Consider the following 23,991-nt stretch of genomic DNA (forward strand, 5'->3'; position numbering starts at 1 on the left):
GAAATCAAACATCAATACTAGACCACCAACACTCATCACTGATAATTTACCAAGATAAGCAATATAACGTTCTAGCACTCACGGTTGATTTCCAGACCTTAATAAAGCCGCACCTAAATTCTTAAGCGCAAACTAGCTCTTAGCTTAAGCCAGAAGAGATATAGTCTAAGTAAACGCCCATTTCCTTACCAGCATCAGAACCAACCAAACTAGCGGTTACTTCCTTGATTGCTTGGATAGCTTGCACGGTAGCACCAACGGGAACTCCTAAAGAGTTGTAGGTTTCCTTCAAGCCATTTAATACGCGCTCATCCAGAATGGAAGGATCGCCAGCTAACATAGCGTAGGTGGCATAGCGGAGGTAGTAGTCCAAATCGCGGATGCAAGCAGCATAGCGGCGAGTGGTGTACATGTTGCCGCCGGGACGGGTGATGTCAGAATATAGCAAAGATTTTGCTACAGCTTCTTTGACGATCGCAGCAGCGTTAGCGCTGATGGTGCTAGCAGCACGTACCCGCAGTTCGCCAGTAGCGAAGTAGCCTTTTAGTTTTTCTAAAGCAGAGCTGTCTAAGTATTTACCTTGAACGTCTGCGGAGTTAATGACAGCGGTAATTGCGTCTTGAGCCATGTTGTTAATTCCTTATTTCCAACCGTATTGCAATACTTCTGTTTCGGCAGGGAAACAGCATCACCCTATAGCAGGGCACCAACTAAGTAGTCGAAGTAGGTACCAGCTTCAGAAGCATCATCACCAGACAGCAATGTAGTAGCTACATTCTTCAGCCCACGGATACCTTCAGCAACACCATCAATGGGGGTTCCCAAGGACTTGTACAGTTCACGGGCACCGATAACACCAATTTCTTCAATCGGTGTAACATCACCAGCAACGATACCGTAGGTAACGAGGCGGAGGTAGTAATCTAGGTCACGCAGGCAAGTAGCAGTCAATTCTTGACCGTAAGCGTTACCACCAGGAGACACAACATCAGGACGCTTTTGGAACAATTGATCGCCAGCTTGCTTAACCAGCCGCTCACGATTTTCTGTCAAAATTTGAGCAATCCGCACGCGGCGTTCACCACTGGCAACAAAGGATTTGATCCGATCCAATTCACCAGGGCTGAGGTAGCGAGCTTCTGCATCAGCATTCACGATAGCTTTCGTGACGATACTCATTAATGGATTCCTCCAATACAAATGAAACCAGGATTTGATTAAACTGGTGAGACTCTAAATTTGGTTTACTGAGTTTGTTCTCTCGTTCTTTTAGACACAACAGTTTCATAACTGCTACGGCTAATTAATTACGAGTTTTCTTGAGTCAACACAAGTACACAAGCTTTTAAACTCAGTTACCTTCCGCAAAACATTTTCCGGCATTCTGTTGAGCATTTATGACTGCTCTTAACACTTTGTAATATTACCTTTCAGAATTCCCTGTTTTAGTTGTAATCTGAGAGCGATATTACGAAAGGTTACAAAGGTTACAGGGTAAAGATCATAGGAAATAATCTGTACCCTGTAACCTATTACCTACTCAGCCGCCTGTACACTGCCGAGGTAGTTACCTGCTGGCAAAGATGGGAAGCGGTTGTAAGGCACAACATCTTCACCGAAGTAGCGGCTATATTCTGGGCTTTCGACTATTGCTTTTACAGCAGCCAATAAATCGCTATCAGTTAGCAGTTGCTTGTAGTGGCGAATTTCTTCCTGATCTGCGGGTGTACGCCCCAACAGGTGACGGAAAAGGAACTCAATGACCTTGGCATCAGGATAAGGTGACAAGAAGCGCTGACGATAGATTTCGGAACTAGCTAATTCACACACAAACTCCCGCACGGAAATTTCACCATTCTGGAGTTTGCTGTCTAGGTCAGTACGGCGGAAATTATCAGGCACTTCACCGCTAAATACATCCAATACCTGACAGTAAATGGCGTTGATTACCTGTTGTGTTTCGGCTTGGTTTGCACTTTCTGTTAGACGGTAAATGCGTGCATGTTTACGCACACCCAGTTCTACGGGTTGTCCGCTACCATCGTTGTAGGAACGACCCAGTTCAGCAAAAGCGGGCTTGCTTTTGTTGATACCATTTGTTTGGGCTGCTATATCTGCGATCGCCTGCGTCAAAAGTGGCGTATCATTACTAACTCCTACACGTGCTTGCACGGGTTTAAAGCTAGGCACAACTACATCATCGTTTTGCTTGGTCAGCTGGTTGTACAGCTTCTCGGTATTCGGGAAGTTTGCCGCAGGTAAGGTTGGGAAGCGACGATAAGGAACCGTATCTTCACCAAATACCTGGTTATATTCCACACTATCTACCAAAGCACCAATAAAGGCACGAATACCTTGAGTAGCCAAAATTTGGTTATATTTGCGGATTTCTGCCTGGTCTAATGGCGCACGTCCTAAGAAGTGTTTGGTTCCCAACTCAATCACTTTGGTGTTGGGGTAAGGTGTGTAGAATTCTTTCAGGTAGAGGTTAGAGTAACCTAAACCTTCAATAAATTCCTTCACACTGATTTCGCCGTTCCCCAACTTGCTTTCCCACGCCGTAAATTCATTTTTAGCGATGTAGGGTGCAATATCGCGCTCAAAAATCTGACGATAGGCAGCGCTAATCAAGGTTTTTACTGCAACTTTGTCGCTGGTATTGGAAACCAGTTTGAAGATTTTGGTTTGTTCGCGTTGCTTGCTAACACCTTGGTTAATGCGGAACTGAATATCTGGTTCTGACCGTTTTTCTGTGACTGTACCCAATGTCACAAAGCTCGGCGTTACTTCCTTCTGAACTTTCGCCGCCACATCTTCACGAATGCTACCAACGCGCAATTGCCGTCCAGATACACCGCCAGGAGTCAAATACCGTTCGTAAGGAATTGTATCTTCACCAAATGCTTCGCTGTATTCTACGCTGTTAATAATCGCATCAACTACTGCGTAAAAGCCTTGTTTGGAAGCAATATCAAAGTACTTGTTGATTTCTTGACGGCCATAAGTCGGACGACCCAACAAGCGGCGGTGAATATATTCGATCGCTTTACAAACATAAAGCGATGACCAGTACAGATTGCGGAATACATCTGACTTAGCCAAAGCACGGATAAACTCCCGTACAGAGATGTCGCCATTTTCCAGCTTGATTTCCAATACCTTCGGGCGCTGACCTTCGTAAAGATCGCGACCAAAAACTTGCAGGTAAGCAGCTTTAATGACAGCTTGCGTTGAGCTTTCAGAGAATCTGACGCTAGAATTTTTGGCAGCTTTTTTGCCTCTAGTACCAGGTAGCTGGTCTAACTTGAACACCTTGGGACCAAGAGTACCAGGAGCTTCACCCCGCGCGTTAGGATTGCTATTTTGGTTATTAATCCCTGCTCCTTGGTGAATCAGGATGCGCTTGGTATCCTTGCCAAAAGGAGCCGGACGGGTGCTGGGGTTGCGAGTTTCTTTCGGGAAAATCGCGCCAAACTGAATTTCGAGGGGGTCATTACCAGAACCGTAAGGATGTTGGTCTGGTAGTGGCTGTTCGTAAGCAGCAAATGTGGTAATAAACTGAGGTATTTTGCGGAAAGGCGCACTGTAGTTAAACAGGTCTTGCTGCGGCCCCCAGTTGCGACATTCTTGTGCTTCTTGGCCCAGACCCCGGAGGTAAGGTACTGTTTCTTCACCAAAATAGTCGCCGTATTCAGCAGAATCTACTAAGGCATCTACTAAGGCTGCTAGACCACCATTAGAAATAATCGAGAAGTATTTTTGTACTTCTTCGCGGCTACTTGGGCCCCGTCCCAAAATGTGACGGAAAGCTAGTTCGATGACTCGGCTGTTAATAAAAGGCTGGTAAAACTGTTTTTGGTAAAGGGGAGATTTAGCTAGACGACGAACAAACTCTTTCATCGAGATGTCGCCATTTTTTACCTTGGATTCTAAGTCAGATATGGACAAGCTGTAAGCACGGGTAATGTCGCGCTCAAAAATTTGCCGATATGCCGCTTTGATTACCTCATTTTTTTCGCCAGATGACAACCCAGTTTTCATCACAAACTTGGGACGGCGTTCTGCTGCATTAAAGTAAATTTGCGGCAGTTGCAACCCTTGCTGGTCGCTAGAGGGACGTTGACGGACTTTATTTGAAGGTGTGGCTGCTTTGAATTCTGTTAACAAAACATCCATGTACTGAGACACAATTTCTGTAGCCTCAGCATCCTTGCGGAAAAAGGAAAGCGATCCGGCTTTGATTTCTTGCAAAGCTACCAGCGTTGCTTCACCAGAGCAGGCATTTTCAATTATTTCCCGCAAACCCCGTGTGTTCACCGCTATGATGTTGGGGTCGCCAGCAACGATCGCATAAGTAGCGTAGCGCAAGAACCAGGATAAATCCCGTAAGCTCTTGGCCATGTTGCTTGGGCCATAACGAGCAATGTTAATTGGTCTAAAACCTGCGGGTACCGGGCCGCTGGGGGATGAGTTAAAGATTGATCGTAAATTTTCTAGGAACCCACCACGACTTTCAACGTAGGTTACAGTTCCTAGTTGCATCGCTTTTTGAACATTAATGCCACCACCACCAGCAGCAACTAGTTCTGCTTCTCTGGGCTTTTCTAAGAAAGCCATTGGCGAACCACCGACAAAAATCCGGTTGGCTGCACGAGATACAATAATCTCGGCATTATCCGTCAACGTCTGGGAAATTTCTAACCGCTTTGCACCAGATGCAAAATAGCTTGCCAGTTCATTGAGTTCACCACTTCCCAAAAAGCGGTCTTGCTGCTCGGCTTGGGTAATTGTCGCTACAGCTAGGGTTTGATATAGTTGCGGACGCGCAACTGAGCTTCCACCACTCGCCTTAACACTCATCGGCTTTGTAAAACTCCCATCATAATCGTTATATATGTTAAATCTGGGTCGCTTTGAGGGTTGACACATCGGTGTCTCTGTGCTTTATGAGCTTGAGAGTATTGCCTGCAAAACTGCCAGTAAATTAACCCAGTTAGCTTTTAGATTAGAACGTTTTGCGTTCTCAAGTCTGGTTTATTAAGAAGTGTGTAGAACCCGTAGCTTAGATACATCCAGTCTCAAGAGTACATACTCTTGTTTGGCTGAGATCAAATCTAAGTTTTGTAACTTAGAAATAAGCCAGGTATGGTCTACTGAAGCCAAAAACCTCTATTTTGATGTTTGTAACAGTATCCATTTTACGATTATTGCAAATGTTACAAAATCTTAGTTGAAACTAAATTTCCTTCAGCAATGATCGGTGGACAGTAGTCATTAGTCGATGTTAAGTTGTTTTTGCTACTGATGACTGAAATGTTATGAAATAACGCCGCCCTGGAAATAATTCTCAAATTGCGGTGTTTTTTAGCTTTAGCTATCAGAATTCTTTAACGGGAAAATACTATGTACAAAAGTTATAAATTTAACTATTTATTCAATGTTGCCCTGTCTGCGATCGCAGTTATTCTAGCTGTCACTCCTGCAAATGCGCTTCCAGAGCAAAACATCAGCACCGTTGTTAAGTGGGCAAAGACCAGACCTTTACTACCAACTTTGAGATACAACAGCGAAGCCCACGGCTACGAGGGTACAAAGGGAAATTTATACTTTTATGCTGATGTCACTTCTCAAGATGGCACAGTAACTAAAGAAGGAATAACTGTGAGTGGTGACTCAAGCATCAAATTCACCACAAAAAATGCCAAAGCGGTGAAACTGTTACAAAATATTTATAATTCTAATATTGCTAATGACTTTCAGAAGTCTCGGTATGTCACCAAAGTTGGACGTGACCAATTTTATCGTGGGCAAAAGTTTGCTTACATCACGGCGGCGGTGCAAGGTGGATCATCATTGCAGATAATTCCCTTGAATAAATTGCAAGAGTTTATAGATAATGCCAAATATTGCCAAACCAATCAGTGTGACGTTTAACTAATTCGTAATTCGTAATGACGCGACGCTCCTGCGTCGCTATCGATGACTCGCTACCGCTACGCTAACGTAATTCGTAATTTTTGAGTTTGATTAAGCCTGTGGCGTATAATTTACATAAGCATTATCAGTTAATAAAGGCACACAATCGCTTACGTTATAAGCGGCGGACAGTTCAACATCTGACTTAAAATCTCTCTCAATCAACTCTTTACCCGAACTGCATTTTTTTAAGTACCCCAATAAGTCTTGCTGGAAAGCCTGAAATGTTGTTACAGCAACTTCGGCTTCTGGTGATAGACTGCCATCTAAATAACTGAGAATTGCCCCAGCACCAATTAAATCTTCAAATGCAGGGCGGAGGCTACCATCTTCTTTCCATCTTTCACCAGCAGGAATCACAGCAATTTTATCGCCATACTTTTGAGCAAACTGCGCTACAGCTTGGCAATTTCGCAAACAACCAGCCAAAGTTGGTGTATTTCCTGTATGTAAAGTCAGAAAAGAACCATTAGGTGACGGTAAAACTAATCTAGTTCCAGCAGAAATCTGAGTCACCGATTTTGGCGAGAGAGAATATCCAGTTGTAGTCCAACGTTGTCTATGACTTGCTAACTCTGCTCGCACTGATTTGGCATAATCTATGGCTGATTCATCTTTATATGCGTAGGGAAAAATTATCGCACCATTGCTAGTAGCAATTTCCACGCAAGTAGAAAAAGAGAGAATGTCAACTATTATAATTACATCACTGATGGGAGCGAGTTCAGCAACTCCTTGTAGCCCCCATTCACAGCGTAAATCAAACTCTGATTGATTGTAAATCATTGGTGCGATCGCAAAACACTATATGATAAAAATCAAACCATAGATAAGTAAGCCCGCGATCTTAATTTATCTCAAGGCTAAATTAACCTAAATGTTATAATCAATATAAAAATTGAAAGATCAAAATATTATAAATTTACTCACATTATTCAAGATATTTTAAGTAACCATTTCGCTAATTATGTGGCTAATGGCACAGGAATCTAACTGTTATTTGACGCAGAAAGCCATCATTATCAAGTCTTAAATATTGACTGAAAAGAACAATGGAGAATTTATAGAGTCATTATCCATGTTGATATCAAAGACAAAAAATTTGGATATAAAGAGATGGTACAGAAATCAGCATCGCTAATGAATTAATTGCTGCTGGAGTACCTAAAGAAGATATGGTATTAGGATTTTACGTTCCTTATAAACGCGAATTTACTGATTTTGCTGTTGGATAATTAGTAGTAAATAAGTAATAGTAATTTTTGCTCTAATCATCCACTATCCGCTAAACTCAGTAATGCTGCGTTATTCCTCATCATGTCCGATTCCCAAACTGTTAGTGCTGCTGTTGCCAAACTCTACAATACCTACCCCTTTCCGCCGGAAGCCCTGTTGGATGAACCACCTCCAGGCTACAACTGGCGCTGGAATTGGCTAGCCGCTCATAACTTCTGCACAGGTCAAAAACCTCAAAAGCAAGATATTCGGATTTTAGATGCAGGTTGCGGTACAGGGGTAAGTACAGAGTACCTGGTTCATCTCAATCCCCAGGCTTCTGTTGTGGGAATTGATCTCAGTACCGGAGCTTTGGATGTAGCAAAAGAACGTTGTCAACGTTCTGGTGCTAACCGTGTTGAGTTTCATCATCTCAGCTTGTTTGATGTGGAACAGTTACCGGGTGAGTTTGATTTAATCAACTGTGTTGGCGTTTTGCACCATACCTCAGATCCGATTCGCGGTATTCAAGCTTTGGCGCAGAAGTTAGCCCCAGGCGGCTTGATGCACATTTTTGTGTATGGAGAGTTGGGGCGCTGGGAAATTCAACTCATGCAAAAAGCGATCGCACTTCTGCAAGGTGACAAAAAAGGCGACTACCGCGATGGTGTCCAAGTCGGACGGAAAATATTCGCTTCTCTACCAGAAAATAACCGAATTGTCAAATACGATAAACAGCGTTGGTCATTAGAAAACCACAAGGATGAAAACTTTGCGGATATGTACGTTCATCCCCAGGAAATTGACTACAACATTGAGACGCTGTTTGAATTAATAGATGCTTCGGGATTAGAGTTTATTGGTTTCTCGAATCCGAGTTTCTGGGATTTGGAAAGACTTTTGGGCAAAGCACCAGAGTTAGTTGAACGAGCAAAAGGATTGAGCGATCGCCAGCTTTATCGCCTGATAGAATTACTAGATCCAGAAGTAACTCATTACGAGTTTTTCCTTGGCCGTCCTCCCTTAGTTAAAACTGACTGGTCAGACGACAAAGCTTTATTAGCAGCGATTCCCGAACTTAATCCTTGTATTGAAGGATTTCCCAGTCAATGCTTCTTTAATTACAATTACCAAATTGTTAATTTATCTGAACCAGAGTTTGAATTTATGCAAAAGTGTGATGCGAATTCAACGGTTGCAGAGATTTTGACAGATGGGCAACTGGGATTAGATGAAGTAAGAAAACTTCTTCAGCAGCAACTGATATTATTAACACCTGCTTAATCGCCCTCCAATTCCACCCTGGCTTAATAAAAGCAATTTATACCTATCGTGAGGAGCGATCGCCCATCACCACTTTTGGTAAATTAATGTAGATTAGGAAAGTGCCCAACAAACGGGTATTCTAAATCCCAAAAGTTGGAGTTTTCTGAAATTCAGCAGTGGTGCGCTGCTTAATGACAAGCCGCTACTCTCCGATTTCTGATTTGCGGTACGCCCATACACTCCTCAAGCACCAGTTGATTTTATTGACACCCAATTACTTCAAACACCAAGATGCTATATAACGACTTTGGAGGACAATAATCTAGTCAAAAAAGTTGGAATTGGAAGAAATTTTAAATTTTTCGGCAGCGATAACTTTGATTATTCACCCACACAGTCTTTTACATCATCAGCCGCTCTCTCGCTTCTAGAAGCGCGATTTTACTGACTGTGTAACGTTGCCAAGAAGTTAATTGTTTTTTCCTAAAGTATTGTTACCGGATCGTGATATGATTCAGCTGACTGAATGTGCAGTCATCATAATTTAACTGTACTGGTTTCAAGTCTCGTGAGCTTGTCAGACGAATCAATTGCGCCCACTCCGACAACGCAACAAGATGCTAAAACTGGTTCTGGAGACACAGAATCAGTTAACTCTATGCAAGAGTTTTATCAACTCTTCCAGCGATTGTTGGTAATCACGCTTGTCTTGACGGGGGTTATTTTTATCTCTGTGTGGATTTTTTATTCCTTAAACATTGCCCTAAATTATTTAATTGGGGCGTGTACAGGTGTGGTTTACTTAAAAATGTTGGCTAGAGACGTTGAGCAACTTGGTAGTGAAAAAACCAGTTTGAGCAAAACTCGTTTTGCTCTATTTATGGGAGTCATGATCGTGGCAACTCAATGGCGTGAGCTACAGATTTTGCCCATATTTTTGGGATTTCTAACTTACAAAGCCACGCTCCTCGTCTATATGGTGCAAATTGCGTTCATTCCTGATTCTTAAAAAGTCAGGCTCACAAAGATAGTAATCCCATCCTCGATCGTTGGGGAAAATGCTTGAAGAATGCAAATGCTTAGTGTCTTAAACGCCTTTAATTCTTTTCCCCTCGCCGAATTAGAAGTAGGTCATCATTTCTACTGGCAGTTGGGCAATCTTAAAATTCATGGGCAAGTTTTTCTCACCTCATGGTTTGTGATTAGCATTTTAGTAGTGGCTTCAATAGCTGCTACTCGCAACGCACAAAGAATTCCCAAGGGTATCCAGAATTTGATGGAATACGCCCTAGAATTTATTCGTGATTTGGCCAAAAACCAACTTGGTGAGAAAGAGTACCGCCCTTGGGTGCCATTTATTGGCACATTGTTCTTGTTTATTTTCGTATCGAACTGGTCAGGCGCACTAATTCCCTGGAAGCTCATCAAGCTACCTTCGGGCGAATTGGCAGCTCCTACCAATGACATCAATACGACTGTTGCATTAGCACTGCTAACATCCTTAGCGTATTTTTACGCGGGTTTTAGCAAAAGGGGTTTAGGCTACTTTAAGAAATATATAGAGCCAACACCCGTTTTGTTGCCGATCGCAATTCTCGAAGATTTCACCAAGCCCCTCTCCCTAAGCTTCCGGCTATTTGGTAATATTTTGGCGGATGAATTGGTAGTCGCGGTATTGGTGCTGCTAGTTCCTCTATTTGTACCTCTGCCTGTAATGGCGTTGGGTTTATTTACCAGTGCCATTCAAGCCCTGGTTTTCGCCACCCTCGCCGGAGCATACATTCATGAGGCAATGGAGGGACATGGTGGAGATGAACATGAGGAGCATTAAACTTCTCAGCTGATAGCACAGTTCCCAGAGCATATTCGCTCAAAATATCGCAAAGCGCGATCAAAGAACTCATGTGCAGCGTGAAAACCACGTTTCTAATCGTTAACGTACTTTTGTTAGTTTTGTAATCAAAGCAAGGAAAATCAACATGGATCCATTAGTTCAGGCTGCTTCAGTTCTCGCTGCTGCTTTAGCGATTGGTTTAGCTGCAATTGGCCCTGGTATTGGTCAAGGTAACGCTGCTGGACAAGCAGTAGAAGGTATTGCTCGTCAACCTGAAGCAGAAGGAAAAATTCGCGGTACTCTGCTATTAACCTTGGCATTCATGGAATCCTTGACTATCTATGGTCTAGTAATTGCCCTGGTATTGCTGTTCGCTAACCCCTTCGGTTAATACCTGAAAATTTTTGCGAGTGTGGAGACGTGAATCATCACGCCTCTACAATCAAAACGTTTTGGGTATCTCAATAGTTATAATGTTCAGTTGACCCTTGTTGGCTATGGGTCTCTAAAATATGAAAGGTTGGATGACGTTGCTAGCCATGAAAACTGCTACTCCAGCCAAAGAGGAGACAAATGTTTGATTTCGATGCTACCTTGCCCTTCATGGCATTGCAATTCCTGCTATTAGCAGCTGTGTTGAATGCAATTTTCTATAAGCCACTGACCAAGGTACTAGACGATCGCGATAGTTACATCCGAACGAATACCCTTGAAGCGAAAGAGAGCTTGGCTAAAGCCGAGCGCTTGGCTACCGAATATGAGCAACAACTCGCAGACGCTCGCAGACAATCGCAAGCTACTGTAGAAGCAGCTCAACTTGAAGCTAAGAAAATTACTGCCGAGAAAATAGCTGAGGCCCAAAAAGAAGCTCAGTCTCAACGAGAACAAGCTTCTGTTGAAATAGAACAACAAAAGCAAGAAGCTTTTCGTACCTTAGAGCAACAAGTTGATGCTTTAAGCCGGCAGATTCTAGAAAAACTATTGGGGCCAACTCCAGTTAGATAAGCTAACGAGATTGGTTCTGTGTAAAGCATACGCGCAACTGGCCCCTAGTCCAGAGCGCCAAATTTAAGTGTCAAAAAAAGGCACTTTTTCCCTTCTGGGGAAAGATACTTAATTTCCTGACAGGGAGAGGATACTTAAACTTCCTTCCCTTGGGGAAAATACAACGTATTAGCAAGCGAGCAGCGCACTTGTAAATGGGTATCATGGGGACATTCTTATTACTTGCCGCAGAAGCGAACGCTGTTCACTCTGAATTGGCAGAAGGCGCAGCAGAAGGTGGTTTCGGTCTAAACCTAGACATTTTTGAAACCAATCTGATCAATCTAGCGATTCTGGTTGGCATACTATTCTACTTCGGACGTAAAGTTTTAAGCAATATCCTGAACGAGCGACAATCCAATATTGCCACCGCAATTCAGGAAGCAGAAGGGCGCTTAAAAGAGGCAAAGACTGCCCTTTCCCAAGCGCAAGAGCAGTTGAAGCAATCTCAAGCAGAAGCAGAACGTATCCGCCAATCGTCCGTAGAAAATGCTCAAAAAGCGAAAGAAGCCTTGTTAGCGAAAGCAGCGCAAGACGTAGAACGCTTGAAACAAACAGCAGCAGCAGATTTAAACACCGAAACCGAGCGAGCGATCGCTCAATTACGGCAACGAGTTGCTACACTAGCATTGCAAAAAGTCGAATCGCAACTCAAAGGCGGGATTGCCGACGATGCTCAACAAAGTTTAATTGATCGTAGCATCGCACAATTGGGAGGCAATGTATGACAAGTCAGGTAGCGGCAGCCGAAGTAGCCCAGCCTTATGCACAGGCACTTTTGTCAATAGCGCAATCGAAAAATTTGACAGAAGAGTTCGGGGAAGATGCGCGGACTTTCCTAGGACTGCTCAGAGCAGACAAACAGCTACACAACTTCTTCAGCAACCCGTTTATTCAGGCTGAGAACAAAAAAGCTCTCATCAAACAAATACTCGGTGAAGGCTCTAACCCCTACTTACGCAACTTTTTGTTGATACTAGTAGACAAACGCCGCATTGCATTCTTGGAATCGATTTTTCAACAATATCTGGCGCTGTTGCGGCAGCTGAATCAAACCGTATTAGCGGAAGTAATTTCAGCCGTTCCCCTCACAGAAGCTCAACAGCAGGCAATCACCGAAAAAGTGATTGCCATTAGTAATGCTCGCCAGGTAGAACTAGAAACCAAGGTAGACAGTGAGTTAATTGGTGGTGTGATTATTAAAGTAGGTTCGCAGGTAATTGATGCCAGTATCCGGGGTCAGCTGCGTCGCCTTTCATTGCGCTTAACTAATAGCTAGAAGGTTAGGAGTTAGAGAGACACGATTAATCGCGTCTGTACAGGAGTTAGAAGTTAGGAGTTAAGTAAATAGTAATTTATTTTGACTTTTAACTTGTAATTTTTGCATTTTTAACTCATCACTCCTAACTCTTAACTCCTAACTGAATTAATTTTTCCGTCTCGAAAGCAAACAAGATAGACACATGAGCATATCAATTAGACCTGACGAAATTAGCAGCATTATCCAACAACAAATCGAGCAATACGATCAAGAGGTCAAAGTTGCTAACGTTGGTACCGTCCTACAAGTAGGTGACGGTATTGCCCGGATCTATGGTCTGGAAAAGGCGATGGCTGGGGAACTCTTAGAATTTGAAGATGGCACAATTGGCATCGCCCAAAACTTAGAAGAAGACAACGTGGGCGCGGTGTTGATGGGTGAAGGGCTAGAAATTCAAGAAGGTAGTTCTGTAACCGCTACTGGTAGAATTGCTCAAATTCCAGTAGGAGAAGCCTTAATTGGAAGAGTTGTAGACGCTTTAGGTCGTCCCATCGATGGTAAGGGAGACATCAAATCCTCAGAAAGCCGTTTGATTGAATCTCCAGCGCCTGGTATCATTGCTCGTCGATCTGTACACGAACCCATGCAAACGGGGATTACAGCTATTGACTCAATGATTCCCATCGGTCGCGGTCAACGGGAATTGATTATTGGCGATCGCCAAACCGGTAAAACTGCGATCGCGATCGACACCATCATCAACCAAAAAGAAGAAGATGTAGTTTGTGTCTACGTTGCGATCGGTCAAAAGGCTTCCACCGTCGCTAACGTGGTGCAGACATTGCAAGAAAAAGGCGCGATGGATTACACCATCGTCGTCGCCGCTAGCGCTAGTGAACCAGCAACACTGCAATACCTAGCTCCTTACACAGGCGCAACTATTGCTGAGTACTTTATGTACAAAGGCAAAGCTACCCTAGTAATTTACGACGATCTTTCCAAGCAAGCCCAAGCTTATCGCCAAATGTCCTTGCTGCTACGTCGCCCACCCGGACGCGAAGCTTACCCCGGAGATGTATTCTACATTCACTCTCGTTTGTTAGAAAGAGCCGCAAAGCTAAGTGACGAATTAGGTAAAGGCAGCATGACCGCCCTACCAATCATCGAAACCCAAGCTGGCGACGTTTCGGCATACATCCCCACAAACGTAATTTCCATTACCGATGGTCAGATATTCCTATCTTCTGACTTATTTAACGCTGGTATCCGTCCGGCTGTAAACCCTGGTATTTCAGTATCCCGCGTGGGTTCTGCGGCGCAAACCAAGGCAATGAAAAAAGTTGCCGGCAAGATTAAATTGGAACTAGCCCAATTTGACGATCTGCAAGCCTTCGCACAATTTGCTTCTGACTTAGATAAAGCCACTCAAGACCAGTTGGCACGGGGTCAACGGTTGCGCGAACTCCTCAAGCAACCACAAAATTCGCCACTCTCAGTATACGAGCAAGTAGCAATTCTGTACGCTGGTATCAATGGCTACTTGGATGATGTACCTGTAGATAAAGTCACAACCTTTACCCAAGGTCTGCGGGAGTACTTAAAGACTGGTAAAACCCAGTATGCCGAAGGAGTAAGAGCCTCCAAAGCACTAGGTGATGCAGAAGAAGCTGCCTTGAAAGAAGCACTTACCGAATACAAAAAGACCTTCAAAGCAGCAGCTTAATTACAGTGCTGAGTGCTGAGTGCCGAGTGCTGAGTAGCTACAAGTGTTGAGTTGAAGAAAGTTTTTCATTCAAAACTCAAAATTTCAAACTCAGAACTCAGGACTCAGAACTCAGAACTCAGAACTCAGGACTCAGAACTTAAAGTTATGGCCAATCTAAAAGCAATACGCGATCGCATTCAGTCGGTCAAAAACACCAAAAAAATCACAGAAGCCATGCGTCTCGTAGCTGCGGCTAGAGTGCGTCGGGCGCAAGAACAAGTACTAGCGACTCGCCCCTTTGCCGATCGCTTGGCACAAGTATTATATGGTTTGCAAAGCCGTTTGCGCTTTGAAGAAGCAAACCTGCCACTGCTGAAAAAAAGAGAAGTTAAATCAGTCGGGCTATTGGTAATTTCAGGCGATCGCGGTTTATGCGGCGGCTACAATAATAACGTTATCCGTCGTGCAGAGAATCGCGCCAAGGAAATCAAGGCAGAAGGTTTAAACTATCAATTTGTACTCGTCGGGCGCAAAGCTACACAGTACTTTCAACGCCGCGATCAGCCTATTGATGCCACCTATAGCGGCTTAGAACAAATTCCCACCGCAGCCGAAGCTAATCAGATTGCCGATCAACTACTTTCCTTATTCCTTTCGGAAGAAGTAGACCGCATCGAATTAATCTATACCAGATTTCTTTCCTTGGTTAGCTCCCGTCCTGTAATCCAAACCTTACTGCCCCTCGATCCGCAAGGTCTAGAAGCGGGTGATGACGAAATCTTCCGCTTAACAACCCGTGGCGGTAAATTTGAAGTCGAACGGGAGAAAGTGGCTAGCCAAGTCCGCGCGTTGGCTCCTGACATGATTTTCGAGCAAGATCCAGTACAGATCCTCGATTCTTTGTTGCCCCTGTATCTGAGTAACCAGCTATTGCGGGCACTGCAAGAATCTGCGGCTAGTGAACTAGCAGCACGGATGACAGCTATGAGTAATGCTAGTGAAAATGCGGGCGAATTGATTAATACCCTCACACTGTCTTACAACAAAGCTCGACAAGCTGCCATTACCCAAGAACTCCTAGAGGTTGTAGGTGGTGCTGAAGCACTAACTTAGGAAAATATTTGTTGTGGATTATGGCAAATAGCCAATTGCTAATGGTTTTAAAATTAGCGATTGGCTATTTTGACTAAGTGGAGCCATATATTCTGACTTTGATAATTACGAATTACGAATTACGAATTACAAATTCAAGAATCGTGTATTATAATCGAAGTATGAAGCGCATGGGTCCGTCACGGTTTCGACAGGTTGGCGAACGCTGCTCTGTGATTCAGGTCGAGAGTGAGTCTCCTCTCGGAAATCAAAGGCTCAAACAAAAAGTAAATGCGAATAACATCGTTAACTTTGCTCGTAAGGATGCTCTAGTAGCTGCCTAAACACCTCTTATAGGTTCGAGCGTCTTCGGTTTGACTCCGTTAAGGACTGAAGACCAAACCCCAACGGATGCTCTAGTAAGCGTTCTCTGGTTGGCTTGCTAGCTAAGATTAAATCAGAGAATCCTACGTTCGGGATAATGAACGATTCCCGCCTTGAGGGTCAGAAAGGCTAAACCTGTGAATGAGCGGGGGGTCAATACCCAATTTGGACAGCAGTTCGACTCTGCTCGGATCCACTAAGAATAAATAACAAGTCCACCTGATAATTTTATATCAAGGTGGATTTTGTTTTGTGCTGTCTGAATATGTAAAATCAATAGACCGAATTGAGCCAAGAAAGGAATCAATTCAAAATCAAAATCAAAAATTAGTGGACTTTCAGCATTTCCTGATGAAAGGATATTCGTTTTATCTTACTGAAATTATTTAGCACTTCGTGTACCTGAGCTACATCACCATTAACGTGCTAATTTTTACCAAAGTTTATTCAGGCTGGTAAAATCTTCTTGGTCTGCATCATCAAGGTTCAAAGCAAAAGTTCGACATTCTAAATCCTTGCTTTGCTAATTGCTGTAAAAGCTTGGTCGGTGATTTAATCCGTAACAGAGCCACAGCAGCCTTTGACTTTGGGAGAAACGCCAAAGCGATCGCTTCTTCAGTTTTACTATCGTTGTAGCAAAGATATGCGATCGCCTACCAATCCTGACCCAACTTTTGCATTGAGGAAATTACTAAGAGTGACGAGAGGCTTTAATGATTCTGTTCTTGAGGTTGTTTGCGTGCAGTTCCAAACCTTCTTCCCCTTTGTTTAAGTACCCGTCGTAACCGATCTGCACTCAAGCTTACCTGGCGTTCAGATGCCAGTTTTTTTGCTAATTGTTTAGAGTTATAAGTCTGTGACTCTTGAGCTAAACAATTTTCTAGATAAACCAAATCTGATTCTGAATATCGAGGTTTTCCACCTCTCCCAGGAGCATCCCACAGACCTGCTAAACCCATCTTTTCCCAACGATGAAGAGTTTGACGTACTGTTGAAATTGCCCAGTTCAAACCTTTAGCAATATGCTCGTTTTTTAAGCCACGATTATTTAGCAGTAAGACTTGAGCCCGATCCTTGGTGCGTTGAGGAACGTGCTTGGCTTTTCTTAACTCTTCTAAAGTCAGCTTTTCTTGCTCAGTTAGAAAGACTTTTAATCGGCATCCCATAATTAATAACCTTTTACACAGTTAATTGTTGCCATGTTTTCTTTAGAATTTGTTAGCGTCGTTCTAATTAATGTCTAAATTCGATAATAAAGGACTGTATCATTAAAATTCTTCAATTATTCTTATGGCTATGGTGATTTATCGAAACTTTAAAAATTTTTCTACGCTATTTTCCACTGGAAGGGGTAGAAAAACATATACATAGAAGCCTCCTTGGTTTTTATTCAACTCATCTTTAGAAATTTTTCTTAGCCATCTCTAAAAAATATTTATTTTCTCTACTTCACATAAATTTTATATTTTACATAACACTATTATTGCTTGAAACAAAAATATATTCAATACCTATTGGAAATAGAGAAACTTGTGTTACTTTTCCTCTTTTTACCACTTTTCCTACTTTTCCTACTTTTCCTAACTTTCCTACTTTTTTGTAGAGTAGCGTCTTAAAAAACTAACTTTTAATCCATCCTCCTAAGACAATTATTTTATGCCATAACTACAGAGTTTATTTCTAAAACCTAGTATATTTTTATTATTTATACGTCCCTCTGCAAAGAATCAACTTTTATTTATCAGCTTCGTTACGTAGCTATTTAATAGGCAAAAGGCAATTGAAGAAGAGGCTTTGAGTTATACTGAGTTTTATATAATAGTCCTAGATGTATGATGTTAGTTTTAGTTTTTTCAGTTTTTATTGTTAAAGAAAATAATATTTTAAATTAGAATATAATCAGATAAATAGCAAAATAAAATACTAAGTATATTTTTCAGAACAAATTAATATCGAGTAAATATTTTGAGTTATATTTCTTGCTAAAAAACAGCAATAATTGATACAAGTTAAATTTTTCAAAAACTGATATTCATTACAACTTAAACAAAAAATAATAGAGAGAATGGGGGCAGAAGAAAAACCTGAAAATTTGCGCTCGGAGACGAATAATGGTAGCGATGTCTACGACCGGCAACGCCAATGCAGAGAACGTTCAACATCGGCTAACTATACAAACTGTAGAAATTGCCCCTAACACAACGGCGATTCGCTCTCTTGATTGGGATCGCGATCGCTTCGATATTGAATTCGGGCTGCAAAACGGCACAACCTACAATTCATATCTAATTAGGGGTGAACAAACAGTTTTGATTGATACTTCTCACCAGAAGTTTCGCGATCTTTATTTAGAGACTCTAAAAGGTCTTGTTAACCCTAAGACAATTGATTACATAATTGTCAGTCACACAGAGCCAGACCATAGCGGCTTAGTAGAAGATGTCCTGCAATTAGCTCCTAGAGCCACCGTCTTAGCCTCAAAAGTTGCGCTGCAATTTTTGGAAGGCTTAGTACATGATCCTTTTTCCAAGCGGGTTGTGAAAACTGGCGATCGCATAGATATCGGCAAAGGACACGAAATGGAATTCGTGAGTGCGCCTAACCTGCACTGGCCGGATACAATCTTTAGCTTTGACCACAAAACCCAAATTCTCTACACCTGTGATGCTTTTGGGATGCACTTTTGTGACGATCGCACCTTTGACGAAGATTTAGAAGCGATCGAAGCTGACTTTAGATTTTACTACGACTGCTTGATGGGCCCTAACGCTCGTTCGCTGCTAAATGCGATGAAGCGGATGGGTGATCTAGGAAAGATTAATATTATCGCAAATGGTCACGGCCCCTTATTATACCACCATTTAGATGTTCTGACCGGGTGTTACGAAAATTGGAGCCAAAAACAAGCTAAAGCAGAAACCACAGTTGGCTTGTTTTTTGTCTCAGAATATGGTTATGGCGAGCGCCTTGGTCACGCAATTGCCGAAGGTATCCTGAAAACTGGGGTTGGAGTAGAAGTACTAGATTTAAGTACTGCTGAGAGCCAAGAAATTCAAGAACTAGCTGGAAGAGCTGCTGGCATCATTATTGGTATGCCTCCAAGTACCGCCGCTGCCGCCCAAGCTGGTATTAGTTCAGTGCTAGCTGTCGCCAAGAACAAGCAATTTCTTGGGCTGTTTGAATGTTACGGTGGGGATGATGAACCCATTGATACACTCCGCAGACAATTTCTTGACTCTGGCATCAAAGAAGCTTTCCCACCCATTCGGATTAAAGAGACTCCCAGCGCATCAACATTCCAGTTGTGTGAAGAAGCTGGTAAAGACATCGGACAATTGCTAGTGCGCGATCGCAACATCAAGCAAATCAAGTCTCTTGATGTCAACATGGAAAAGGCGTTGGGTCGCATTAGTAGTGGACTATATATAGTCACGACTAAAAAAGATAATGCCTCAAGCGCAATGCTGGCATCCTGGGTAACGCAAGCGAGTTTGCAACCATTAGGATTAACAATCGCCGTTGCCAAAGACCGCGCCATTGATTCCTTAATGCAAGTAGGCGATCGCTTCGTCCTCAACGTTTTGGAAGAAGGCAATTATCAAGAATTGAAAAAGCACTTTCTCAAGCGCTTGCATCCCGGTGCTGACCGCTTTGCAGGAGTAAAAACTCAAACTGCGAAAAACGGTTCTCCGATTCTAACTGATGCTTTGGCATACATGGAATGTGAAATACAGAGCAGCATGGAATGCAGCGACCACTGGATTTTATACTGCACAGTCCAAGAAGGTCGTGTTTCTAAAAACGATGGACTCACAGCCGTTCGCCATCGCAAAGTAGGTAATTACTACTAAGAAATAGGGAAGAGGTAACAGGTGACAGGGGACAGGGGACAGGGGACAGGGGACAGAAAAGAAAACTATCCCCTGTTTCCTATGATCCATACCCTATAAGCTATTCCCTGTTCCCTATTCCCTATTCCCTATTCCCTGTTCCCCATAACCTATTTCCAATTCTCCAACTTTAAATAGCTATGACCAATTCCAAGCCACGCGACGTACAAGTTTTACCAATTGCTACCAATACTAAAGCTCTAAGGGCACGTAGTTGGTCACGTCTGCGGTTTGAAATTGAATATGCACTTGAAAGAGGTACTACCTCCAATTGCTATTTAATTGAAGCTGATAAAACCGCACTTATTGATCCACCGCCAGAAAGCTTTACCGAAATTTATTTAGAGGCATTGCGGCAGACTTTAGATTTACAAAGTTTGGATTATATAATCCTGGGTCATTTTAGTCCCAATCGAGTTGCAACCCTCAAAGCAATTTTAGAACTGGCACCACAGGTAACTTTTGTCTGTTCTCTTCCCGGTGCGAACAATTTGCGTGCTGCTTTCCTAGAGCAAGATTTGAAAGTCTTGGTGATGCGTGGGAAAGAAACTCTGGATTTAGGCAAAGGTCATGTTTTGAAATTCTTGCCCACTCCTAGCCCACGTTGGCCAGAAGGACTTTGTACCTACGATCAGCAAACTCAAATTCTCTACACAGATAAGTTATTTGCAACTCATCTTTGTGGTGATGAAGTGTTTGATGATAATTGGGAAGCACTCAAAGAAGACCAGCGTTACTACTTTAACTGCCTGATGGCTCCCCAAACTCCTCATGTGCAAGCAGCTTTGGAGAAAATATCAGATTTGCAGGTGAGAATGTATGCTGTAGGTCATGGGCCTTTAGTACGCACCAGCTTAATCGAGCTTACCAAAGCTTATGGAGAATGGAGCCGTTCTCATAACGATCGCGAGATTTCCGTTGCCCTACTTTACGCTTCAGCTTACGGCAATACGGCGACTTTAGCACAAGCGATCGCGCTGGGATTAACTAAAGGTGGAGTTGCAGTCAAATCAATTAACTGCGAATTTGCCACCCCTGATGAAATTCGCATCAACCTAGCACAGTCAGAAGGTTTTATCATCGGTTCTCCTACTATCGGTGGTCATGCGCCAACTCCCATTCATACTGCTTTAGGGATTGTGATCTCAAGCGGTGACAACAGCAAACTCGCTGGGGTCTTTGGTTCTTATGGTTGGAGTGGCGAAGCCTTTGACCTAATAGAAGGTAAACTCCGGGATTCTGGATACCGTTTTGGCTTTGACACATTGAAGGTCAAATTTAAACCTGATGATGTCACACTCAAATTCTGTGAAGAACTAGGTACAGACTTTGCCCAAACACTGAAAAAGGCTAAAAAAGTACGTGTACCCCAACAAGCCGCTACCCCAGTGGAACAAGCTGTTGGTCGGATTGTTGGTTCCGTATGCGTGATCACAGCGAAACTTGGAGAAGTGTCTACTGCAATGTTAGGCGCTTGGGTTTCTCAAGCCACCTTCAACCCACCTGGAATAAGTGTGGCGATCGCCAAAGATCGAGCGATCGAATCTTTGATGTATCCAGGCGGTAAGTTTGCCTTAAATATTCTACCTGAAGGCAATCATCAAGACTACATGAAACATTTCCGTAAATCTTTCGCGCCTGGAGAAGATCGGTTTGCTAACTTTAGTACAGCAGTTGCAGATAACGGTTGTACTGTCCTTACCGACGCTTTAGCATATTTGGAATGCTCAGTCAATCAACGTCTAGAATGTGGCGATCACTGGGTTGTATATGCAACTGTGGACGAAGGTAAATTACTCAAACCTGATGCTGTTACTGCCATCAACCATCGCAAAACTGGCACTCATTACTAATTATAGGTAATCTCCTAAGTTGAAGATTACCCTGCAATGCAACTCTAGCAGGATTTTTGCTACTTACTCTGTGCGCTACGGATACAATCAACCGCGCTAGATATCTGCACATCTGAATAAATCCACCTACACATGAGAGTGATAGGTGGATTTATTTTTTTGCTAGGAACAATGCGTTTAGAAATAACAGCAACGGCAAAACTGACGTATCTACATAATAAATTCATCTTTTCTTTAGCATAAATTTACACTTGTATGTCAATAGTTTAGCTCATGCAAAATGTGATTAAGTAAAGGTTATGAAACTCTTAAAATCTGATATTATCTGGTAATTGTAATTTCTCATGACTAAAAGCCTAAAAATTTATTACATTCAGGCAGCAAAAAGAAGGAGATCCTAATTGATTAGGAAAATAGACACACAAGATTTTCAGCTTAAGCCGCTTGGGACATACTTAGTTGAAGCTGAACTAATTACACCAGATGAATTAGACATAGCACTCAAGACACAAGAGTTGAGTGGTGAGCAGTTGGGAGAAATTCTGGCAATTCATGGTTTTGTTAAGAAGCAAACCATTGAGTACTTCATGTCACAAGTTGTATTGCCAGAGCGACGCAAGATCCTGAAAAACCAGTCTTATTCAGACAATGCTAAGAGTGACAGGATATCTGTAGTTGAATCAAGAAGTTCTATAAAATCAGAAGATGCGATCGCTCTGTTGCAATCACCGCATAAATTGAAAGTATATATTTCTGCCAACAAAACCCTCAAATTCTTGCTAGGCGTAGTATTGTGCTTGGCTCTTGTCAGTCTTTTGGCTAATTACAATGTCTACTATCTACCTGACTTTCCTGGGAGGGATATATTTAGAATTCTATTCGATCTCAACAGGGAGCATAATATTCCGACAATTTACTCTGGAGGAGCTTTACTATTTTGTTCTATTCTGCTAGAAATCATCTTCCAAGCTCAGAGGTTAGCTAAGAATAAAGATGTCTGGGCATGGAGAGGATTGTCAATAGTTTTTGCTGGTTTATTCTTAGATGAATTGATCGGTCTTCATGAAAGACTAACTATACCACTGCGAAATACATTTAATACTAGTAGTTTTCTTTACTACGCTTGGGTAATTGCAGGTGCTATCTTCGTACTCCTCTTTTTGCTAGTATTTGGGCGATTTGTCGCTACTCTTCCTAGAAAGACACGACGCTTATTTTTCATTGCTGGAACAATCTACGTAGCGGGTGCAATTGCTACTGAATTGCTAGGCGGATACTATGAATATTACTACACCCCCGATAGCATAGTTTATGTCTTCATAACAACTATAGAAGAAGTGCTAGAGATGCTGGGCATAGTTATCTTTATTTATGCGCTGTTGTCGTACATAAGTTGCAATATCAAAGGTATAGATATAGGAATCCACATTATTGATTCTAGAAAGCAAGACCAGCTGACTTAAATATTTGAAACTTTTGTATTTAAAAAGAGGTAATTTTTGATTAGCAACTTGAGTTATTAAAAAAATAATTTTTTTATTATGGGATAGGCATCTTGCCTATCCCAATTTTTTTGTAGCTAATTCATAAAACTCAGCAATTAAAAATTCACAAGCAATCAAGTATATAATGTACTGCGTGCTGAAATAAAACCTAAGTACAATATGCCACTACAAAAAGCCCAAAAACTCCAAAAGCCTACCCCTTCAAATTCCCAAACACCACAGACATCATCACAGTTCGCACCTAGACCCTTTGGAATTCAAGCACAAAACAAGTTAGTTGTAGCAAAGACACAACAGGACATAGAGAATGAAACCTTTGCTGGGCGAAAAATAGAAGCAACAAAGCTAGAGCTACAAGCAAAGTTTGGCACTATAAGCTCACAAGGACAGGAACGATTAGATGGATTACAAGCCAATATGAATGGATTATTGCTGTCGAGATTGAAAACGGCACAGCAGTTTGGGCATAACATTGCCAATTATTCACTAAGGCGACCTGATGAAGCAACACCAATTCAGGCAAAGCTGACAATTGGGGCATCTGGAGATAAATATGAAAAACAAGCAGATGAGACAGCATCTCAAGTTGTGCAACAGATTCATCAACCACAAACTAATAAACTTCAGCCAGAAAAGATGTCAGAAGATGAAGACAGATTGCAAATAAAGCCAGATACTAATAATCTCCAGCAAGAGAAAATGCCGAGGGAAGAACTTCAAAACAAACCGATAGTGCAGCGTGTGTTAGACGGTAATATGGCAGCACCATCTGATTTGGAAGAATCTATTAATGATACAGAGGTTGTTGATACAGATACAAAAGATGAGTTACCAGATAACTTAGTAGATAGTCTCACTTCCCAAAAAGCTGCTAAAGAAGATAGTTTTAACCCAGAGCTAACTGCTATTAATCAAGTCGGAAAAATAGATCCGCAAGAGTGGTTGAAGGAACATCCGAGACCAAAA

Annotated in this window: 20 protein-coding genes and 1 other RNA gene; 16 read left to right on the plus strand and 5 right to left on the minus strand. The window is 42.3% G+C overall.

Annotated features, from left to right (window positions below; all coding sequences use genetic code 11):
* Window positions 1-139: 139 nt before the first annotated feature.
* The 3 genes from apcB to V7K69_RS13130 all read right to left on the minus strand — a co-directional run bounded on the left by apcB (window position 140) and on the right by V7K69_RS13130 (window position 4,860).
* On the minus strand, window positions 140-628 hold the full coding sequence (apcB, locus tag V7K69_RS13120; protein WP_069068902.1) for an allophycocyanin subunit beta: 489 nt from the start codon (window positions 626-628) through the stop codon (window positions 140-142).
* 65 nt (window positions 629-693) lie between these two features.
* Complete coding sequence (apcA, locus tag V7K69_RS13125; RefSeq protein WP_012411145.1) at window positions 694-1,179, minus strand: allophycocyanin subunit alpha; 486 nt, start codon at window positions 1,177-1,179, stop codon at window positions 694-696.
* 357 nt (window positions 1,180-1,536) lie between these two features.
* Window positions 1,537-4,860 carry a phycobilisome rod-core linker polypeptide gene (locus tag V7K69_RS13130; protein WP_335034946.1) on the minus strand — a complete coding sequence of 1,108 codons (3,324 nt, stop codon included), beginning with the start codon at window positions 4,858-4,860 and terminating at the stop codon, window positions 1,537-1,539.
* Between the two features lie 543 nt (window positions 4,861-5,403).
* On the opposite strand from V7K69_RS13130, the gene V7K69_RS13135 reads away from it, so the two are divergent.
* On the plus strand, window positions 5,404-5,934 hold the full coding sequence (locus tag V7K69_RS13135) for a hypothetical protein (RefSeq protein WP_335034948.1): 531 nt from the start codon (window positions 5,404-5,406) through the stop codon (window positions 5,932-5,934).
* 93 nt (window positions 5,935-6,027) lie between these two features.
* Here the strand turns inward: V7K69_RS13135 and V7K69_RS13140 are convergent, their stop codons facing one another.
* Window positions 6,028-6,762, minus strand: a complete 735-nt coding sequence (locus tag V7K69_RS13140) for a 2-phosphosulfolactate phosphatase (protein WP_335034950.1) — start codon at window positions 6,760-6,762, stop codon at window positions 6,028-6,030.
* A 362-nt stretch (window positions 6,763-7,124) separates the two neighbouring features.
* Here V7K69_RS13140 and V7K69_RS13145 point away from each other — a divergent pair, with 362 nt between their 5' ends.
* From V7K69_RS13145 to ssrA, 11 genes are all read left to right on the plus strand, one after another.
* Complete coding sequence (locus V7K69_RS13145) at window positions 7,125-7,211, plus strand: element excision factor XisI family protein (protein WP_335034974.1); 87 nt, start codon at window positions 7,125-7,127, stop codon at window positions 7,209-7,211.
* 82 nt (window positions 7,212-7,293) lie between these two features.
* Complete coding sequence (locus V7K69_RS13150) at window positions 7,294-8,475, plus strand: class I SAM-dependent methyltransferase (RefSeq protein ID WP_335034952.1); 1,182 nt, start codon at window positions 7,294-7,296, stop codon at window positions 8,473-8,475.
* 508 nt (window positions 8,476-8,983) lie between these two features.
* Window positions 8,984-9,466, plus strand: coding sequence for an ATP synthase subunit I (locus V7K69_RS13155; protein WP_335034954.1), 483 nt, complete (start codon window positions 8,984-8,986; stop codon window positions 9,464-9,466).
* 60 nt (window positions 9,467-9,526) lie between these two features.
* Window positions 9,527-10,288, plus strand: a complete 762-nt coding sequence (gene atpB, locus V7K69_RS13160) for a F0F1 ATP synthase subunit A (RefSeq protein WP_175586935.1) — start codon at window positions 9,527-9,529, stop codon at window positions 10,286-10,288.
* A 148-nt stretch (window positions 10,289-10,436) separates the two neighbouring features.
* Window positions 10,437-10,682, plus strand: coding sequence for an ATP synthase F0 subunit C (atpE, locus tag V7K69_RS13165; protein ID WP_012411162.1), 246 nt, complete (start codon window positions 10,437-10,439; stop codon window positions 10,680-10,682).
* A gap of 182 nt (window positions 10,683-10,864) precedes the next feature.
* Window positions 10,865-11,296 (plus strand): F0F1 ATP synthase subunit B', encoded by a 432-nt coding sequence (locus V7K69_RS13170; protein WP_114086142.1) that lies wholly within the window; start codon window positions 10,865-10,867, stop codon window positions 11,294-11,296.
* 194 nt (window positions 11,297-11,490) lie between these two features.
* Window positions 11,491-12,063 carry a F0F1 ATP synthase subunit B gene (locus V7K69_RS13175; protein ID WP_334805291.1) on the plus strand — a complete coding sequence of 191 codons (573 nt, stop codon included), beginning with the start codon at window positions 11,491-11,493 and terminating at the stop codon, window positions 12,061-12,063.
* Window positions 12,060-12,614: an ATP synthase F1 subunit delta gene (atpH, locus tag V7K69_RS13180; RefSeq protein WP_163936145.1), complete on the plus strand. Its 555-nt coding sequence runs from the start codon at window positions 12,060-12,062 to the stop codon at window positions 12,612-12,614. Before V7K69_RS13175 ends, atpH begins: the two co-directional genes overlap by 4 nt.
* A 184-nt stretch (window positions 12,615-12,798) precedes the next feature.
* A complete protein-coding gene (gene atpA / locus V7K69_RS13185; RefSeq protein ID WP_114086145.1) occupies window positions 12,799-14,319 on the plus strand; it encodes a F0F1 ATP synthase subunit alpha in 1,521 nt (506 codons plus the stop codon).
* Between the two features lie 147 nt (window positions 14,320-14,466).
* A complete protein-coding gene (locus V7K69_RS13190) occupies window positions 14,467-15,414 on the plus strand; it encodes a F0F1 ATP synthase subunit gamma (protein WP_335034959.1) in 948 nt (315 codons plus the stop codon).
* A gap of 172 nt (window positions 15,415-15,586) precedes the next feature.
* Window positions 15,587-15,976: a transfer-messenger RNA gene (gene ssrA / locus V7K69_RS13195) on the plus strand.
* 511 nt (window positions 15,977-16,487) lie between these two features.
* On the opposite strand, the gene V7K69_RS13200 is transcribed toward ssrA, so the two are convergent.
* Window positions 16,488-16,943, minus strand: coding sequence for a helix-turn-helix domain-containing protein (locus V7K69_RS13200; protein ID WP_335034961.1), 456 nt, complete (start codon window positions 16,941-16,943; stop codon window positions 16,488-16,490).
* A gap of 945 nt (window positions 16,944-17,888) precedes the next feature.
* On the opposite strand from V7K69_RS13200, the gene V7K69_RS13205 reads away from it, so the two are divergent.
* The 4 genes from V7K69_RS13205 to V7K69_RS13220 all read left to right on the plus strand — a co-directional run.
* Window positions 17,889-19,628: a diflavin flavoprotein gene (locus V7K69_RS13205; RefSeq protein ID WP_335034963.1), complete on the plus strand. Its 1,740-nt coding sequence runs from the start codon at window positions 17,889-17,891 to the stop codon at window positions 19,626-19,628.
* A 179-nt stretch (window positions 19,629-19,807) separates the two neighbouring features.
* Window positions 19,808-21,520 carry a diflavin flavoprotein gene (locus V7K69_RS13210; protein ID WP_335034965.1) on the plus strand — a complete coding sequence of 571 codons (1,713 nt, stop codon included), beginning with the start codon at window positions 19,808-19,810 and terminating at the stop codon, window positions 21,518-21,520.
* 401 nt (window positions 21,521-21,921) lie between these two features.
* On the plus strand, window positions 21,922-22,983 hold the full coding sequence (locus tag V7K69_RS13215; RefSeq protein WP_335034967.1) for a hypothetical protein: 1,062 nt from the start codon (window positions 21,922-21,924) through the stop codon (window positions 22,981-22,983).
* A gap of 201 nt (window positions 22,984-23,184) precedes the next feature.
* On the plus strand, window positions 23,185-23,991 hold an 807-nt coding region (locus tag V7K69_RS13220), incomplete at its 3' end, for a hypothetical protein (protein ID WP_335034969.1).

The sequence above is a fragment of the Nostoc sp. genome, from assembly GCF_036917775.1.
Taxonomy (GTDB): Bacteria; Cyanobacteriota; Cyanobacteriia; order Cyanobacteriales; family Nostocaceae; genus Nostoc.

Bases quoted from the DNA above. Each gene is read 5' to 3' on its own strand.
- V7K69_RS13130 (WP_335034946.1), bottom strand. From the start codon at position 4,860: ATGAGTGTTAAGGCGAGTGGTGGAAGCTCAGTTGCGCGTCCGCAACTA.
- V7K69_RS13140 (WP_335034950.1), bottom strand. From the start codon at position 6,762: ATGATTTACAATCAATCAGAGTTTGATTTACGCTGTGAATGGGGGCTA.
- V7K69_RS13200 (WP_335034961.1), bottom strand. From the start codon at position 16,943: ATGGGATGCCGATTAAAAGTCTTTCTAACTGAGCAAGAAAAGCTGACT.
- V7K69_RS13155 (WP_335034954.1), top strand. From the start codon at position 8,984: ATGTGCAGTCATCATAATTTAACTGTACTGGTTTCAAGTCTCGTGAGC.
- atpA (WP_114086145.1), top strand. From the start codon at position 12,799: ATGAGCATATCAATTAGACCTGACGAAATTAGCAGCATTATCCAACAA.
- V7K69_RS13210 (WP_335034965.1), top strand. From the start codon at position 19,808: ATGACCAATTCCAAGCCACGCGACGTACAAGTTTTACCAATTGCTACC.
- V7K69_RS13150 (WP_335034952.1), top strand. From the start codon at position 7,294: ATGTCCGATTCCCAAACTGTTAGTGCTGCTGTTGCCAAACTCTACAAT.
- apcB (WP_069068902.1), bottom strand. From the start codon at position 628: ATGGCTCAAGACGCAATTACCGCTGTCATTAACTCCGCAGACGTTCAA.
- V7K69_RS13190 (WP_335034959.1), top strand. From the start codon at position 14,467: ATGGCCAATCTAAAAGCAATACGCGATCGCATTCAGTCGGTCAAAAAC.
- atpB (WP_175586935.1), top strand. From the start codon at position 9,527: ATGCAAATGCTTAGTGTCTTAAACGCCTTTAATTCTTTTCCCCTCGCC.
- V7K69_RS13170 (WP_114086142.1), top strand. From the start codon at position 10,865: ATGTTTGATTTCGATGCTACCTTGCCCTTCATGGCATTGCAATTCCTG.
- V7K69_RS13175 (WP_334805291.1), top strand. From the start codon at position 11,491: ATGGGTATCATGGGGACATTCTTATTACTTGCCGCAGAAGCGAACGCT.
- V7K69_RS13135 (WP_335034948.1), top strand. From the start codon at position 5,404: ATGTACAAAAGTTATAAATTTAACTATTTATTCAATGTTGCCCTGTCT.
- V7K69_RS13205 (WP_335034963.1), top strand. From the start codon at position 17,889: ATGGTAGCGATGTCTACGACCGGCAACGCCAATGCAGAGAACGTTCAA.
- atpH (WP_163936145.1), top strand. From the start codon at position 12,060: ATGACAAGTCAGGTAGCGGCAGCCGAAGTAGCCCAGCCTTATGCACAG.
- apcA (WP_012411145.1), bottom strand. From the start codon at position 1,179: ATGAGTATCGTCACGAAAGCTATCGTGAATGCTGATGCAGAAGCTCGC.
- atpE (WP_012411162.1), top strand. From the start codon at position 10,437: ATGGATCCATTAGTTCAGGCTGCTTCAGTTCTCGCTGCTGCTTTAGCG.